This window comes from Hydrogenophaga sp. (assembly GCF_050250835.1).
GTDB lineage: Bacteria > Pseudomonadota > Gammaproteobacteria > Burkholderiales > Burkholderiaceae_C > Hydrogenophaga.
Genome location: NZ_JBFWNX010000009.1, coordinates 90,781 through 107,399, shown reverse-complemented (window position 1 = coordinate 107,399; position 16,619 = coordinate 90,781). Strand labels below are relative to the sequence as shown.

14 protein-coding genes are annotated in these 16,619 nt (G+C 65.2%); 13 read left to right on the top strand and 1 reads right to left on the bottom strand.

The window, feature by feature from the left end; all coding sequences use genetic code 11:
* The first annotated feature begins 96 nt into the window (after positions 1 to 96).
* From glyS to AB7F11_RS12865, 5 genes are all read left to right on the top strand, one after another.
* Entirely contained in the window at positions 97 to 2,226 is a 2,130-nt protein-coding gene (glyS, locus tag AB7F11_RS12885) for a glycine--tRNA ligase subunit beta (RefSeq protein WP_428300018.1), read from the top strand.
* Between the two features lie 7 nt (positions 2,227 to 2,233).
* Positions 2,234 to 2,821, top strand: a complete 588-nt coding sequence (gene gmhB / locus AB7F11_RS12880) for a D-glycero-beta-D-manno-heptose 1,7-bisphosphate 7-phosphatase (protein ID WP_428289093.1) — start codon at positions 2,234 to 2,236, stop codon at positions 2,819 to 2,821.
* A gap of 12 nt (positions 2,822 to 2,833) precedes the next feature.
* Positions 2,834 to 3,583, top strand: a complete 750-nt coding sequence (locus AB7F11_RS12875) for a lysophospholipid acyltransferase family protein (RefSeq protein ID WP_428289094.1) — start codon at positions 2,834 to 2,836, stop codon at positions 3,581 to 3,583.
* Positions 3,584 to 3,591: 8 nt separating this feature from the next.
* A complete protein-coding gene (locus tag AB7F11_RS12870) occupies positions 3,592 to 4,479 on the top strand; it encodes a M48 family metallopeptidase (protein ID WP_428289095.1) in 888 nt (295 codons plus the stop codon).
* 73 nt (positions 4,480 to 4,552) lie between these two features.
* Entirely contained in the window at positions 4,553 to 7,360 is a 2,808-nt protein-coding gene (locus AB7F11_RS12865) for a DUF3857 domain-containing protein (RefSeq protein WP_428289096.1), read from the top strand.
* An 8-nt stretch (positions 7,361 to 7,368) separates the two neighbouring features.
* Here AB7F11_RS12865 and AB7F11_RS12860 read toward each other — a convergent pair whose 3' ends face one another.
* The gene (locus AB7F11_RS12860; protein WP_428289097.1) at positions 7,369 to 8,445 is read right to left on the bottom strand and encodes an MBL fold metallo-hydrolase; all 1,077 of its coding nucleotides are present in this window, start codon (positions 8,443 to 8,445) and stop codon (positions 7,369 to 7,371) included.
* Positions 8,446 to 8,573: 128 nt separating this feature from the next.
* Here AB7F11_RS12860 and AB7F11_RS12855 point away from each other — a divergent pair, with 128 nt between their 5' ends.
* The 8 genes from AB7F11_RS12855 to AB7F11_RS12820 all read left to right on the top strand — a co-directional run bounded on the left by AB7F11_RS12855 (position 8,574) and on the right by AB7F11_RS12820 (position 16,029).
* Entirely contained in the window at positions 8,574 to 8,975 is a 402-nt protein-coding gene (locus tag AB7F11_RS12855; protein WP_428289098.1) for a MerR family transcriptional regulator, read from the top strand.
* A gap of 38 nt (positions 8,976 to 9,013) precedes the next feature.
* Entirely contained in the window at positions 9,014 to 9,382 is a 369-nt protein-coding gene (locus tag AB7F11_RS12850; RefSeq protein WP_428289099.1) for a DUF1304 domain-containing protein, read from the top strand.
* A 160-nt stretch (positions 9,383 to 9,542) separates the two neighbouring features.
* Positions 9,543 to 9,926, top strand: a complete 384-nt coding sequence (locus tag AB7F11_RS12845; RefSeq protein ID WP_428289105.1) for a PaaI family thioesterase — start codon at positions 9,543 to 9,545, stop codon at positions 9,924 to 9,926.
* Between the two features lie 38 nt (positions 9,927 to 9,964).
* The gene (locus AB7F11_RS12840) at positions 9,965 to 11,146 is read left to right on the top strand and encodes an isovaleryl-CoA dehydrogenase (protein WP_428289100.1); all 1,182 of its coding nucleotides are present in this window, start codon (positions 9,965 to 9,967) and stop codon (positions 11,144 to 11,146) included.
* A gap of 13 nt (positions 11,147 to 11,159) precedes the next feature.
* Positions 11,160 to 11,819: a carbonate dehydratase gene (gene can, locus AB7F11_RS12835; protein WP_428289101.1), complete on the top strand. Its 660-nt coding sequence runs from the start codon at positions 11,160 to 11,162 to the stop codon at positions 11,817 to 11,819.
* Between the two features lie 59 nt (positions 11,820 to 11,878).
* Positions 11,879 to 13,666: a bifunctional isocitrate dehydrogenase kinase/phosphatase gene (aceK, locus tag AB7F11_RS12830; RefSeq protein WP_428289102.1), complete on the top strand. Its 1,788-nt coding sequence runs from the start codon at positions 11,879 to 11,881 to the stop codon at positions 13,664 to 13,666.
* Positions 13,667 to 13,698: 32 nt separating this feature from the next.
* Entirely contained in the window at positions 13,699 to 14,886 is a 1,188-nt protein-coding gene (locus AB7F11_RS12825; protein ID WP_428289103.1) for an acetyl-CoA C-acyltransferase, read from the top strand.
* 18 nt (positions 14,887 to 14,904) lie between these two features.
* Positions 14,905 to 16,029, top strand: coding sequence for an acyl-CoA dehydrogenase family protein (locus AB7F11_RS12820; RefSeq protein WP_428289104.1), 1,125 nt, complete (start codon positions 14,905 to 14,907; stop codon positions 16,027 to 16,029).
* The last annotated feature ends 590 nt before the right edge of the window (positions 16,030 to 16,619 follow it).

The window sequence follows — 16,619 nt, the reverse complement described above, 5'->3', positions numbered from 1 at the left end:
GACTCCGTTCGCCCTGAGCCTGTCGAAAGGCTCGCCAACTCCTGTGCAGGGGCTTTGACAAGCTCAGCCCGAACGGCCTAATTTGTGACCGGACCCATGACTCAAAATAACCTGCTCGTCGAGCTGTTCGTTGAAGAACTGCCGCCCAAGGCACTGAAGAAACTCGGCGACGCGTTCGCCACTGTGCTGGCCGACCAGCTCAAGGCGCAGGGCCTGGCCCCGGCCGATGCCGCCGTGACGGCGTTTGCATCGCCGCGCCGTCTGGCTGCGCACGTCACCGGAGTGCTCGCGCGCGCTGCCGACAAAGCCGTGTCGCAAAAGCTCATGCCGGTGAGCGTGGGACTGGCCGCCGATGGTCAGCCCACGCCCGCGCTGCTCAAGCGCCTGGCAGCACTGGGGGCGGACGCTGCTGCGGTGGCGCATCTCAAGCGCGCGCCCGACGGCAAGGCCGAGGCGCTGTTCTTTGACAGTGTGCAGGCAGGTGTCGATCTGGCCACCGGCTTGCAGAAGGCGCTCGACGAAGCCATTGCCAAACTGCCGATCCCCAAGGTCATGAGCTACCAGCTTGAGACCGACTGCGAACTGCCCGGCTGGAGCAGCGTGAATTTTGTGCGGCCTGCGCACGGCCTGGTGGCTCTGCACGGCAGCGCCGTGGTGCCCGTGAAGGCGCTGGGGCTCCAGGCCGGCCACGCCACGCACGGCCATCGGTTCGAAGCCAACGTTTCCCCGGTGGTGCTGAAGGACGCGGACGCCTATGCCGCCACGCTCGCGAAGGACGGCGCAGTGATCGCTTCTTTCGCCGAGCGAAAGGCAGAGATCGCACGCCAGCTCGTGGCGGCTGCCGCCAAGGTGGGGGGAGGCTGCAAGCCGATTGACGACGACGCGCTGCTCGATGAGGTGACTGCGCTGGTCGAGCGGCCCAACGTGCTGATTTGCGAGTTCGAGAAGCAGTTTCTCGACGTGCCGCAGGAATGCCTCATTCTCACGATGAAGGCCAACCAGAAGTACTTTCCGTTGCTGGACGCTCAGGGCCGATTGACCCATCGGTTCCTGGTGGTCAGCAACATCACTCCCGACGACGCGAGCGCCGTGATTGGTGGCAACGAGCGAGTGGTGCGCCCTCGCCTGGCCGATGCCAAGTTTTTCTTTGACCAGGACCGCAAGAAAACCCTGGCCTCGCGTGTCGACGGTCTGGCCAAGGTGGTCTATCACAACAAGCTGGGCACGCAGGGTGAGCGCGTGGAACGCGTGCGAGCCATCGCGCGAGCCATTGGCCAGCAGTTGGGTGGCGACGTGCTCGCGAAAAGCGCCGACACCGCGGCGCAACTCGCCAAGACCGATCTGCTGACCGACATGGTCGGCGAGTTCCCTGAGCTGCAAGGCATCATGGGCGGTTACTACGCGCGCCACGACGGCCTGTCCGAAGACATTGCGTTCGCCATTGAAGACCACTACAAGCCGCGTTTCGCGGGCGACGAGTTGCCTCGCAACGCCACGGGGGTGGTGGTGGCGCTGGCCGACAAGCTGGAAACGCTGGTGGGCATGTTCGGCATTGGCAACCTGCCCACGGGTGACAAGGACCCCTTTGCGCTTCGGCGCCATGCGCTGGGCGTGGTGCGGATGCTCATGGAGGGCAAGCTCCCGTTGCAGTTCCATGAGCTCACGCGTTGGGCGTTTGCCGCTTTCCCGGACGGGCTGTTGCAGGACCGGAGCGTGGAGCTCGACGAATTCCTGATCGAACGGCTCAAAGGGTATCTGCGCGATGCGGGCTTCTCGGCCGCCGAAGTGGATGCCGCCATCTATGCGCGGCAACTGGGCCAATGGTCTTCCATACCGGCTCGGCTTGCAGCGGTGCGCGCCTTCGCCGCGCTGCCCGAGGCGCCCGCGCTGGCCGCAGCGAACAAGCGCATTTCCAACATCCTGAAGAAAGCAGATGGCGAAGTGGGAACGGCGGTGAACGATACCCTGCTGGCGGAAGCCGCCGAGAAGGATCTGTGGGCTGCCATGCGGTCCACCGTTCCCTCCGCCAACGCGAAGTTCGAAGCCGGCGATTACACGGCATCGCTGCAATCCCTTGCCGCGTTGCGCGCCCCGGTCGACGCCTTCTTCGACGGCGTCATGGTGAACGCCGAAGATCCCGCGCTCAAGGCCAACCGACTGGGCCTGCTCAGGCAACTGCACGAAGCCATGAACCGAGTGGCCGACCTGTCGCGCCTGGCGACCTGACCTTGCCATGAAGCTTCTCATCCTCGACCGCGACGGCACGCTCAACCGCAGCCGCGACGACTACGTCGCGTCGCCGGACGAGTGGGAGGCGTTGCCGGGTGCGCTGGAAGCGGTGGCGCGGCTCAATCAGGGGGGCTGGCGCGTGGTGCTGGCGACCAACCAGTCTGGCATCGGGCGCGGCCTGTTCGACATGGTCTCGCTCAACGCGATCCACGCCAAGATGCATCGCCAGCTCGCCGCCGTGGGAGCTCGCGTGGAGGCGGTGTTTTTCTGCCCGCATGCGCCCGAAGACGCCTGCCGCTGTCGCAAACCTGCGCCGGGCCTGTTCGAGCAGATTGGCGAACGTTTCGGGGCGCCGCTGGCGCATGCGCCAGCGGCCGGCAATTCCATTCGCCACATGGAGGCGGCTGCGCGCGCGGGTTGCCCCACGCACCTGCTGCTGACCGGCAAGTCCGAACACCTGCGCGGCCGGCTCGGCCCGGGGGGCGTTCAGGACATCGCCGCGCTGGCGCCCAACCTGCCGCCGGCCACCATGACCCACGAAAACCTTGGCGCCTTTGCCGACTGGCTGCTCGCGCAGCCGGCCACGAACTGACACTTACCCACCATGATCCTGGTCAATTTGCTGCGCGCCATCCTGCACACCCTGTTCATGGCGATCACGGTGGTCCCCTGGGCGCTGGCTGTGCTGGTGGCTGCTCCGTTTCTCAACAGCACACAGATCTACTGGATGTGCGCGGGCTGGCTGCGGCTGGCGGTCAACAGCGGCAAGCTGATGCTGGGCATCCGCAACGAGGTGATCGGCTTCGAGAACCTGCCCGTGGGCAGCACCGCGCCCGCCGTGCTGCTGCTCAAGCACCAGTCCACCTGGGAAACCTTCTGCATGCCCACGCTGATGCCTCATCCCCTGGCATATGTGTTCAAGAAGGAATTGCTCTACGTGCCATTCTTCGGCTGGGCGATGGGCCGCATGGACATGATCCACATCGACCGCAGCAAACGCGCCCAGGCCTTTAACAAGGTGGTCGAGCAGGGACAGCGGTTGTTGAACCAGGGCACGTGGGTCATCATGTTCCCCGAGGGCACGCGCATCCCGCGGGGTCAGCAGGGCTCCTACAAAAGCGGTGGCACGCGGCTGGCCGTGGCCACTGGTGCGCCGGTGATCCCGATCGCCGTGACCTCTGCCAAATGCTGGCCGCGCAAGGCTTTCATCAAGAAGCCTGGCACGGTGGAGTTCTCGATCGGCAAACCCATTCCCAGCCAGGGCCGCGAGCCCGACGAACTGATGCGCGAGGTCGAGGCCTGGATCGAGGCCGAAATGCGGCGCCTGGATCCTGACGCTTACCGCGCCGCCTGAGGCACCCCATGCAGCGCTTCGTACAGCTGGCGCTCGATTTTCTGGGTGGCCCGGTACCCGCTGAGCCCGCGGCAGTGCCCGTGCCCAGAGTGCCCGAACCGCCCGCGCCGCCCGCGCTCTCGATGGCGCAGGTGTTCCAGCCCGCAGCCTGGCACCATCCGCGCGCCAACCGCATGCTGCGCCTGGGTTCGTGCGAGGTGGGCTACGAGTTCAAGCGGGGCAAGCGCCGCACCATTGGCCTGTCCATCAGCACCGATGGCCTGAGCGTGCGGGCACCGCGCTGGACGCCCGTTGGCGAGGTCGAGGCGCTGCTGCACGACAAGTCGGCCTGGGTGCTCGAAAAATTGCAGAGTGCGCGCGAACGCGCCAGCGAGCTTGATCGGGCCCGCATTGTCTGGGCCGATGGCGTCGAGCTGGATTACCTGGGTGCTCGCCTGCGCCTGGTGCTTGATCCGTCGCATGGGTTCACGCAAGTCGGGGCCGCGCTGGAAAACGGCGACGGCGGGGCCACGCTGCGCCTGGGGCTGGCGCACAACGCGAGCGAAGGGCAGATCCGCGACGCTGCGCAGGCCTGGTTGATGCGCCAGGCCAAGGCGCTCTTCACCGAGCGACTGGACCATTTTGCCCCGCAGCTCGGTGTGCGCTACACCAAACTTCGCCTGTCCAGCGCCGGCACGCGGTGGGGCAGCGCAAGCGCCGACGGCAGCATCCGCCTGAACTGGCGGCTCATTCACCTCAAGATGGAGATGGTGGATTACGTGGTGGTGCATGAGCTCAGCCACCTGCGCCACATGGACCACAGCCCGAGCTTCTGGGACGTGGTGGCCAGTGTGCTGCCAGACCATGTCCAGCGGCGGCGCGCCTTGCGGGAGGCGGCCGTTCCGCTGGACGAATGAGAGCCGCCGCGTCGCCTTGACGAGTGGGCTGACATGGTGAGACGTCCGAATATCCGAAACGGGAGGAGATGACATGAGAGTGCAGGGGTGTCGCTGGCTGATGGCGCTGGCGTTGCTGGTGGGTGGTGTGGCGAGCGCCTGGGCGCAGGGCGATCCGTCGATGCAGAAGGAAATCCAGCCAGCATCCGAGGCGTTTTCACGCGGGACCAGCGTGCCGCCCTGGGCCAGGCTGGCGCCCGTGCCCGCACTGGGTGGCGACGGTCGCGCCATGGTGGTACACCTCGCTGACACGCACTTGCGGGTGGCCCCCACCGGGGCGTGGCTGGTCAACCGGGTGGTTCAGGCTCAGGACGCGGGCATGCTCGGGGCCCTGGGCCAGGTGTCGATCCGATTCAATCCCGCGTACCAGAAGCTCTCGCTGTACCGCCTCGCGGTGCTGCGCGGCACGCAGGTCATCGACCACACCACCTCGGTACCAGTGCGCTTCCTGCAACGAGAGCTCGGTCTGGAGCAAGGGGTGTACAACGGCGTGATCACCGCTTCCATGACCCTGCCCGATGTGCGCGTGGGAGATGCGGTGCATCTGGTCTACGGCGTGGACGGGACCAACCCCATCATGGGGACACGCTATTCCGACGCCGCTTCCTGGGAAGAGGAGCACCCTGTGCTGCTCCGCCGGGTCACACTGGTTGCACCCGCGCAGCGCAAGGTCCACTGGAAGTGGGTGGGCGATATCCTCTCGCCGCCCGAAGCTGCGCCCTCCGAGCAGGTCACCCTGGATGAGCGTCGAACGGTGTTCGAGCGCCGCAATGTGGCGGCGGTCGATCTGGAACCGAGCATGCCGGCATATGCCAGGCCCATCCGGTACCTGCAGTTCAGCGAGTACGAGCGCTGGGAAGAAGTCGGGCAATGGGCGTCGGAGCTGTTTCGCGTTCCAGATACCTTGCCGCCTGAGCTCGAACCCGTCATGGACCGTTTGCGCGCACTGCCCGATGAGGCCACCCGTGCAGCCGAAGCCCTGCGCTGGGTGCAGGACAACATTCGCTACCACTCGCTGCAGCTCGGCGAGAGCTCGCACCGCCCCCAGCCGGTGGCAGAAGTGGTGCGGCTGCGCTATGGCGATTGCAAAGACAAGTCGGTTCTGTTGGTGAGCATGCTCAAGGCCCTGGGCATCGAGGCCGATCTCGCGCTCGCCTCCCTGCGCGTTCACAAAGGCATGAACCGCATGCTGCCCAGCCCCGATGTGTTCGACCACGTGGTGGTGCGGGTGCGCCTGGGCCAGACGCACCATTTCGTTGATCCCACGCGCTCGCGCCAAGCCGGGCCGATCGACCGCATGGGCCAGCATCTTGAAGGCGCGGAAGTGCTGTTGGCCCGTGCCGACAGCCAGGGCGCGGTGGTGGTGCAGAGCCCGAATCGCAAGGATCTGTTCCGTCGCGTGGTGACCGAACGTTTCGCCCTGGAAACGTTCGAAGGCGAGGGCACCCTCGATTCGGAATGGGTGTTGCATGGCCTGGACGCCGAGACCTTTCGCGCCGCGTTGCCCCGCCTCGACGAAGCGGAGCGACAGCGCTGGGCGCTGGGGGGCTACGAGAAGCGGTACCCCGGCCTTCAAGTTGCTTCAGGGCCGGTTTTCACGGACAACGTGATGCTCAACCAGATCCGGGTCGCCACGCAGTACCGCGTTCCGCGTCTGGCTCGCGAAGTCAACGGTGCCTGGGTGATGAACTACTCGGCCACCCCGCTTCAGGGGAGCGTGGCGATACCCGAACGCCTGAGCCGCCGGTTTCCGGTCTGGATGCCCTCTTACCCCTCCACGCTCATTTACAACGTGCAGATGCGCTGGCCCGAGTCGGTGGGCGTGGTGCGGGATCCGAGCTCGCGCACGCTGGAGTCGGCCTTCTTCCGGGTGGACGTGGCCGCCAGTTTCCGGGGGCGGGACGCCGCGCGCAAAGTGCAGTTCGAAGCGCTGGTGCCGGAGGTCAGGCCGGGCGACTTGCCCGCCCTCATCGAGGATGTGCGCAAGCTCGACCGCGAGGTGGGCGGCGTCTTCGTGGTCGAGCGCGACGAGATCAAGCGACCTGGCGTGCTCGGGCTGGGCCGCCAGACGTTCATGGACACAATGCGCGCGCGCATGCAGGCGACCATTCAGGGCACGGGCAAAGCCATTGAAGGGGGGCGTCTGTCTGGTGAAGACCTGGCCGAGGCCTACTGTCTGCGCGCAGAGGCCCGTTCCGATCTGGGAGACCCGAAGGCCGGTCTGCCCGATGCAGAGGAGGCCGTCGCCCGCGTGCCGGAAGCAGCGCGATCCTGGAACTGTCGGGGCAATGTGAATTTCGCAGCCGGTCGATTCGATGCGTCGGTGAGCGACTACAGCCGCGCCTTGGTCATGGGACACGACGCCTTCTCCAACCATTACCGCCGAGGCATTTCCCGCTTTTACCAGGGTCGTCTGGCGCAGGCGGCCGACGACTTCGCACGGGCCACCACACTCCAGGACGATGAGGCCGACCGCTTGTACGCCCGCCTGTGGCACGCATGGACCCTGCGCCAGCTGGGACGCGAGCTGCCGCCCGATCTGCTGGCCGCGGCGCGCGCCCAGCCCGCAGGCGATTGGCCGCGCCCTGCGCTCGCCCTATTGGCTGGCCTCTGGACGCCGAAGCAGGTGATGTCGGCGCTGGACAGGAAAACGGGTGACGACCGGCACATGGCGCTGGCCGAGGCCTGGTTCTACCTCGGGCAGTTCCACAAGACCCGCGGCGAGACCGAATTGGCGTTGTCGTCGTTCAAAAAAGCTCGGGAGATGGGCGTGACCGTGTATATCGAGCACGTGGCGGCCGGATTCGAACTCCAGAAACTGGAGACCGTCCCCGACCGCTGAGCCGTGTACTAGGGAGTGGGCGGTACTGCAAAGCGCCAGACGCCCCTGGCATCGCGCTCGCGCCGCAGGTCTCCGGCCATCCACAGCCAGTGCAGGTGCGCCACTGCCTCACCCATGGCGAAGGTGGTCTGGTGCAGGTCGAGTGCGCGCGGGAACAGCACCGGCAGCACGTCTGCCCCACTGCAAGCCTTGTCCTGACACGCCTGCATCACCTCGGCCAGGCGGTCGCGGTGGTGGTCCTTGAGTTGCTGGACGCGCTCGTGCAGGCCGGTGAATGGCTTTCCGTGCGAGGGCAGCACGAGGGTGGTGGCCGGCAGCGGCAGGTATTTTTCCAGTGAGTCCAGGAACAGCGTGAGTGCGTCGGCCTCGGGCTCCTGGTCGTACACGCTCACGTTGGTGGAGATGCGCGGCAGCACCATGTCGCCACTGATCAGCACATCCAGCGCCTCGCAGTGCAGCGCCATGTGTTCCGGCGCGTGACCATAGCCGCTGATGCAGCGCCACGCGTGTCCGCCGATCGGCACCAGCAGTCCGTCGTGAAGGCGGCGGTACTCGTCGGGCACCGAGGGCACGAGGCTGGGGTAGTAGCTGGCGCGCCCCCGGATCTTCGACAGGCTCTCGGGGTCGCTGAGCCCGTTGGAGGCAAAGAAGGCCGCCGCCGCCTCACCGCCAAAGCCGGTGGTGCTCTGCGAGCCCAGGCGGGCCATGGCGAAATCGGTCGCGCTCACCCACAAGCGGCAGTTCCATCGCTGGCAAAGCCAGTCCGCCAGGCCAATGTGGTCCGGGTGCATGTGGGTGACGATGACGCGCAGCACCGGCAGACCCTCCAGTTCGTTGGCGAAGATGGTCTCCCATTGCGACTTCGCTTCGTCGCGAGCGATGCAGCAGTCCACCACTGTCCAGCCGGGTTGGCCGTCGATCTCGTCGCGCAGCAACCAGAGGTTGATGTGGTCGAGAGCGAAAGGCAGCGACATGCGGATCCAGCGCACACCAGGGGCAACCTCGAGCGATCGGCCTGAAGAGGGCAGTGTGTCGCCCAGAGGGTAGTGCAGTCGGGCTTCCAGCTGCTCGCGGGTGAGGCTCATGGGTGTGGGATTCCGTTAAGATCGCCAAGTGACGTTGACGTAAACGTAAAGACTCCGGTCATTCTAAGGAGCAGCAGCGTCTCGCACTGTCTGAAACCCGACACGGCACGCAACGGCATTCAGGACCCATGGCGACGAACACGACCTTCACCATCAGCGACCTGGCACGCGAATTCGACCTGACCACGCGCGCCATTCGCTTCTACGAAGACATGGGGCTGCTGCAGCCTCAGCGCGAAGGCCCGGGCGGGCGCAACCGGGTCTACACCGCGCGCGACCGCACACGCCTGAAACTCACGCTGCGCGCCAAGCGGCTCGGACTCTCGCTCACCGAGGCCCGCGAGATCATCGACATGTATGACAGCCCGCGCGACACCGGGCCGCAGTTGCGCAAATTTCTGGTCGTGCTGGCCGATCACCGGCGCCAGCTAGAAGAGCAGATGGCCGACCTGGTGGCCAACCTCGACGAAGTGAAGACGCACGAGAAGGAAGCCCGCGCACTGCTGGGCAAGGTGGAGAAGAAGGCGTAAGCTGCGGCGCCCGTGTCTTCCATCAACAAGGACTCGCCATGTCTGTGGCCGCCAGTGTCGTCATCATTCTCGTCGCGCTTTTGCACCTGTATTTCATGGTGCTGGAGATGTTTCTCTGGGACAAGCCCGCGGGCTTGCGCGCCTTCGGCCAGACGCCCGCGTCGGCCGCTGCCACCAAGGTTCTGGCGGCCAATCAGGGCCTCTACAACGGTTTCCTGGCCGCTGGCCTGACCTGGGGCCTGTGGCTCGGCCCCGCTGGTTTTGGCGTCAAGGTGTTCTTCCTGGCTTGCGTGCTGGTGGCCGGCCTGTACGGCGCAGCCACCGCCAGCCGCAAAATCCTTTACGTGCAGGCGCTGCCCGCTGCGTTGGGGCTGGTGCTGCTGTACCTGAGCCGCAGCGCCGGTTGATCCGCCTTGGGCTGGTTGTTCAATTGACGTTTACGTAAACGTCAACGTAGAATGCCAGGCTGTCTGCACCACCGAGGCCGCCGTGAACCCACCTGCTTTCGAACCCCGGAACCCCGATTTCGACGCCCGCACCCGCGAGAGCTTTGCCCGCCAGGCTGCCATGCGGACGCTCGGAGCCAGCCTGGCCGAGGTGCGGCCAGGCCAGGTGGTGATCACCCTGCCCTGGGCGGAACCGCTGACGCAGCAACACGGATTCCTGCACGCGGGCATGGTGGCCACCGCGCTTGACTCGGCCTGCGGCTATGCCGGCTTCACGCTCATGGCGGAAGACGCTGCGGTGCTCACCATCGAATTCAAGATCAACCTGCTGGCGCCCGCGCAAGGTCAGCACTTCCGCATGGTCGGCACGGTGATCAAGCCCGGGCGCACCGTCACCGTGTGCGAGGGCCAGGCCTTTGCCGTCGAAGGCGGACGTGAGAAGCTGGTGGCCACCATGGGCTGCACGCTCATGGCGCTTGTCGGGCGTGACAACATCCAGGGCTGAGCCCAAGACCCAACATCCATACCCAGAGGACGACCACGATGAACCAGCTTCCCGGCCTGAACTTCCAACTCGGCGAAGATATTGATGCCCTGCGCGACGCGGTGCGCGATTTCGCCCAAGCCGAGATTGCGCCACGCGCCGGCGAGATCGACGCGAACGACCAGTTTCCCATGGACCTGTGGCGCAAGATGGGCGACCTGGGCGTCCTCGGCATCACCGTGGGCGAGGAATACGGGGGCGCCGGCATGGGCTATCTGGCGCACATGATTGCCATGGAGGAGATCAGCCGTGCCAGTGCGTCGGTGGGGTTGTCCTATGGCGCGCACAGCAACCTGTGCGTGAACCAGATCAAGCGCAATGGCAACGACGCGCAGCGCCAGAAGTACCTGCCCAGGCTGATCTCCGGCGAGCACGTGGGCGCTCTCGCCATGAGTGAACCAGGCGCGGGTTCCGATGTGATCAGCATGAAGCTCAGGGCCGAGGACAAGGGTGGCTACTACCTGCTCAACGGCAGCAAGATGTGGATCACCAACGGGCCGGATGCCGACACCATGGTGGTGTATGCCAAGTCCGAGCCTGAAATGGGTGCGCGTGGCGTGACCGCCTTCCTCGTCGAGAAAGGCATGAAGGGTTTCAGCACCGCGCAGAAGCTCGACAAGCTGGGCATGCGTGGCAGCCACACTGGCGAAATGGTGTTCAACAACGTCGAGGTGCCCGCCGAAAACATTCTGGGCGGCCTCAACAACGGTGCCAAGGTGCTCATGAGCGGGCTCGACTACGAGCGCGCCGTGCTCACCGGCGGGCCACTGGGTATCATGCAGGCCGTCATGGACAACGTCGTCCCTTACATCCACGACCGCAAGCAGTTTGGCCAGAGCATCGGTGAGTTTCAGCTCATCCAGGGCAAGGTGGCCGACATGTACACGGTGCTGCAGGCTGGGCGCTCGTTTGCCTACACCGTGGCCAAGAATCTCGATCAGCTCGGTGCTGAACACGTGCGTCAGGTGCGCAAGGACTGTGCGTCGGTCATCCTGTGGTGTGCCGAAGAGGCCACCAAAATGGCCGGCAACGGCATCCAGATCTTTGGCGGCAATGGCTACATCAACGAATACCCGCTGGGCCGTCTGTGGCGCGACGCCAAGCTGTATGAAATCGGCGCGGGCACCAGCGAGATCCGTCGCATGCTGATCGGCCGGGAGCTGTTTGCCGAAACATGCTGATTAAGATCACCCCATGACCTCTCAACTGACCGACCTCTTTGACCGAAACCGCGCCTGGGCCGCCGACATGGTGGCCATGCGTCCCACCTTTTTCACCGACCTGCTGGCCCAGCAAAGTCCGCAGTACATGTGGATCGGCTGCTCGGACAGCCGCGTGCCTGCCAACCAGATCACGGGCCTGGATCCCGGCGAGGTGTTCGTGCACCGCAACGTGGCCAACGTGGTGGTGCCGACCGACCTGAATTGCCTCTCCACCATCCAGTACGCGGTCGACATGCTGAAGGTGCAACACCTCATGGTGGTGGGGCACTATGGTTGCGGTGGTGTGCAGGCGGCGCTGCGCGATGTGCGCGTGGGCCTGGCCGACAACTGGCTGCGACACATCAAGGACGTGCGTGACCGGCACGCCGCCCTGCTCGAAGCCACGCCCGAGCTGCATCGCGCCGATGTGCTCTGCGAACTCAACGCCATTGAGCAGGTGATGAACGTGGCACAGACCACCGTGGTGCAGGATGCCTGGGCGCGTGGACAGCCGCTCACGCTGCACGGCTGGGTGTACGGCCTGCGAGATGGCCTGTTGCATGACATGCACATGACGGTGGACGGTAAAGACCAGATCGAAGCCGTCTACCGCGCAGCGGTGGCCGGCGTGGGTTCGGTGCGCCAGAGCTGAGCGCCTGCTCCGCACCTGTGGCGAACCACGCGGGACCAACACCCGGCCAGCCGCGCACCATGTTCCCGCAACGCCTAGATGCCCCCCAGGCCTACGCCATCGCCAAGGCCATGCTGGACGGCTTCAACCGGCACTACCGCCTGTTTCGCGCCGAGTCCGCTCGCGCCAAGCATCGCTTCGAGTCGCGCGATTGGCTCGGCCAGCAGCGTGCTCAGCGCGAACGCATCGAGTTCTACGACTTGCGGGTCAAGGAATGCGTGATGCGCCTCATGAAGGAATTCGAGGCCGACCAGCAGCCCATGTCCGTGTGGGAGCAGGTCAAGCTGCACTACATCGGCTTGCTGGTGAACCACCACCAACCCGAGCTGGCGGAGACCTTTTTCAACTCGGTCACGACCAAAATTCTGAAGCGCGCCTACTTCCAGAACGATTTCATCTTCGTTCGCCCGGCGGTATCGACCGAATTCATCGAGAACGACGAACCCAGCGCCCGGCCAACCTACCGCTGTTACTACCCGACCGAGCACACCCTTCAGGTCGAGTTGCTGCACCTGCTGGAAGACTTCGACCTGCACGTGCCGTTTGAAGACCTGCCACGCGATGCCGGCCTGGTGCTGGCCGCCATGATGAGCCACTTCGAACACACCCGCCTGCGCGCAAACTTCCAGTTCCAGGTGCTCTCCAGTCTGTTTTACCGGAACAAGGGCGCCTACGTGGTGGGCAGGATCATCAACGGCTACCAGGAAGTGCCGTTCGCACTGCCGGTGCTGCACAACACGGCGGGCAAGCTGGTGATCGACGCCGCGCTGTTCGGCGAGGACGACCTGCTCATGCTGTTCAGCTTCGCACGCGCCTATTTCATGGTCGACATGGAGGTGCCCAGCGCCTACGTGCAGTTCCTGCGCGGCATGATGCCGAGAAAGCCCCGCGCCGAGCTCTACAACGCGCTGGGCCTGGCCAAGCAGGGCAAGACGCTGTTCTACCGCGACTTCCTCTTCCACATGCGCCACAGCACCGACCAGTTTCGCATCGCGCCCGGGATCAAGGGCATGGTCATGCTGGTGTTCGATTTGCCGAGCTTCCCGTTCGTGTTCAAGGTCATCAAGGACTTCTACCCGCCGCAGAAGGACACATCGCGAGAACAGATCCGGGGAAAGTACCTGCTGGTCAAGCAGCACGACCGCGTGGGCCGCATGGCCGACACGCTCGAGTTTTCCGAGGTGGGTTTCCCGCGCGACCGCTTCACCGACGAGCTGATTGCCGAGATCGAGCAGTTCGCACCGAGCCAGCTCGAAATCAGCGACCGTGACGGGGACGGCCACATCGAGGTCATCCTCAAACATGTCTACATCGAGCGGCGCATGATTCCGCTCAACATTTACCTGCAGGAAGCCTTCGATGCCGGGAGCCATTCACAGATCGAACGCGCGGTCATCGAGTACGGCAACGCCATCAAGGACCTCCTGACCGCCAACATCTTTCCCGGCGACATGCTGTGGAAGAACTTCGGCATCACCCGCCACGGCAAGGTGGTGTTCTACGACTACGACGAGATTGAGTACCTCACCGATTGCCAGTTCCGCCGCGTGCCCGCACCGCGCAACGAGGAGGACGAACTGTCCGGCGAAGTCTGGTACCCGGTGGGCAAGCACGACGTGTTTCCCGAGACCTTCGGCCCCTTCCTGCTGGGCAACGAAGTGGTGCGCGAGGTGTTCATGAAGCACCACGCCGAGCTGCTCGACGCCGACTACTGGCAACGGCACAAGGAGCGCATGGCCGCCGGACACGTGCACGACGTCTTTCCCTACGAACGCGAGCGCCGCTTCCTGGCGCATGCGCTCGCCTGATCCTTTTCTTCACCCTTTACAGGAGAACTTCCATGTCACAAGCAGACCCCATCGTCATCGTCGGCGCCGCGCGCACCCCCATGGGCTCGTTCCAGAGCGACTTCGCCAGCCTGTCGGCGCACGACCTCGGTGGCGCTGCGATCCAGGCAGCCGTCCAGCGCAGTGGCATCGACCCAGCGCAAGTGGACGAGGTGCTGTTCGGCAACTGCCTGATGGCAGGGCAGGGCCAGGCGCCCGCGCGCCAGGCCGCGTTCAAGGGCGGCCTGCCGAAGTCGGCCGGCGCGGTCACGCTCTCCAAGATGTGCGGCTCGGGCATGAAAGCCACCATGCTGGCACACGACATGCTCGCCGCTGGCAGCGCCACCGTGATGGTGGCGGGCGGCATGGAGAGCATGACCAATGCACCTTACCTGCTGCAAAAAGGCCGAGGCGGCTACCGCATGGGCCACGACAGGATCTTCGATCACATGATGCTAGACGGCCTGGAGGACGCCTACGAGCCCGGCCGCTCCATGGGCACATTCGGTGAAGACTGTGCCGCCAAATACAGCTTCACCCGCGAGCAGCAGGACGCTTTCGCCATCGCCTCGGTCACCCGCGCCAAGGCGGCCACCGAGAGCGGTGCCTTTGCCGCCGAAATCACGCCGGTGACGGTGAAAGACCGCAGCGGCGAGCGCACCGTGTCCACCGACGAAGGGCCGGGCAAGGTCAAGCTCGACAAAGTCACCAGCCTCAAACCCGCCTTCAAGAAGGACGGCACCATCACGGCCGCCTCCAGTTCTTCCATCAATGACGGTGCGGCAGCCTTGGTTCTCATGCGCAGCTCCACCGCTCAGAAGCTGGGTGCCAGGCCGCTGGCGCGCATCGTCGCCCACGCCACCCACGCTCAGGAGCCCAACTGGTTTGCCACCGCGCCGGTGGGTGCCACGCAGAAGTTGTTGAAGGCGACGGGCTGGGCGGTCGCCGACGTCGACCTGTGGGAAATCAACGAAGCTTTCGCCGTGGTGCCCATGGCGCTCATGACCGAACTGGACATCCCGCACGAGAAGGTGAACGTGAACGGCGGCGCCTGTGCGCTGGGTCATCCCATTGGTGCCAGTGGCGCGCGCATTGTGGTCACGCTGATCCACGCATTGAAGGCGCGCGGCGGCAAGAAGGGCGTGGCCACGCTGTGCATAGGAGGCGGTGAGGCCACCGCCATGGCCATCGAGCTGCTCTGATCGAAAACAGGACACACCATGCTGAACCAGGACCAACTCATGATCCGCGACGCGGTGCGCGCATTCGCCCAGGAACAACTCTGGCCGAATGCCGCACGCTGGGACAGGGAGCATCACTTCCCGAAGGACGTGCACCAGGGCCTGGCTGAGCTCGGGGCCTACGGCATCTGCGTGCCCGAAGCGCTGGGCGGCGCCGGGCTGGACTACGTCACGCTGGCGGTGGTGCTGGAGGAAATCGCGGCCGGCGACGGCGGTACCAGCACGGCGATCTCGGTCACGAATTGCCCGGTCAATGCGATCCTGATGCGCTACGGCAATGCGCGCCAGCAGCAACAATGGCTGTGCCCCCTGGCCGCCGGCCAGATGCTCGGTGTGTTCTGCCTCACCGAGCCGCATGTGGGTTCGGACGCTTCAGCGCTGCGCACCACGGCGGCGAAGCAGGGTGGGGACTACGTGCTCAACGGCGTCAAGCAGTTCATCACCAGTGGCAAGAACGGTCACCTGGCCATCGTGATTGCGGTGACGGACAAGGGTGCTGGCAAGAAGGGCATGAGTGCCTTTGTGGTGCCCACCAGCACGCCGGGTTATCTGGTGGAACGCCTGGAAGAAAAGCTGGGCCAGCACAGCAGCGACACGGCGCAGATCCGTTTCGAGAACTGCCGGGTTCCGGCGGAAAACCTGATTGGCGCCGAGGGGGAGGGCTACAAGATCGCCTTGTCGGCGCTGGAGGGTGGGCGCATCGGAATTGCCGCCCAGAGCATCGGCATGGCGCGCAGCGCATTTGAGTGCGCAATCACGTATGCCAAGCAGCGCGAAAGTTTTGGTCAGCCGATCTTCAACCACCAGGCGGTGGGCTTTCGTCTGGCCGACATGGCCACTCAGATCGAGGCGGCGCGCGCGCTCACGCACCATGCCGCCACGCTGCGCGATGCCGGGGAGCCCTGCCTGAAAGAGGCCGCCATGGCCAAACTGTTTGCCAGCGAAATGGCCGAATCGGTGTGCTCGGCGGCGATTCAGGTGCACGGCGGGTACGGCTATGTGAACGACTTTCCGGTGGAGCGCATTTACCGGGATGTGCGGGTGTGCCAGATTTATGAAGGCACGTCGGACGTGCAGAAGATCATCATCCAGCGAGGGCTTTAGGAGCTCCCCCCTGCGCCGCTGACGCGGCTTCCCCCCTCTCTGGCGCGCCTGCGGCGCTTGGAGGGGGGCGATGCCTGTGGCCCGGCAAAGCCGGTTCCACGGCATCCCTGGACAACGTAGCCCACTCCGGAGAGCTGGGCGCGCATCGAGAGACAGCGAGGTTCCGGCTTCGCCGGCCCAAGCTGTCGACCCCCCTCTCTGGCGCGCCTTCGGTGCTTGGAGAGGGGACGATGCCTGTGGCCCGGCAAAGCCGGTTCCACGGCATCCCTGGACAACGTAGCCCACTCCGGAGAGCTGGGCGCTCATCGAGAGACAGCGAGGTTCCGGCTTCGCCGGCCCAAGCTGTCGACCCCCCTCTCTGGCGCGCCTTCGGTGCTTGGAGAGGGGACGATGCCTGTGGCCCGGCAAAGCCGGTTCCACGGCATCCCTGGACAACGTAGCCCACTCCGGAGAGCTGGGCGCGCATCGAGAGACAGCGAGGTTCCGGCTTCGCCGGCCCAAGCTGTCGACCCCCCTCTCTGGCGCGCCTTCGGTGCTTGGAGAGGGGACGATGCCTGTGGCCCGGCAAAGCCGGTTCCACGGCATCCCTG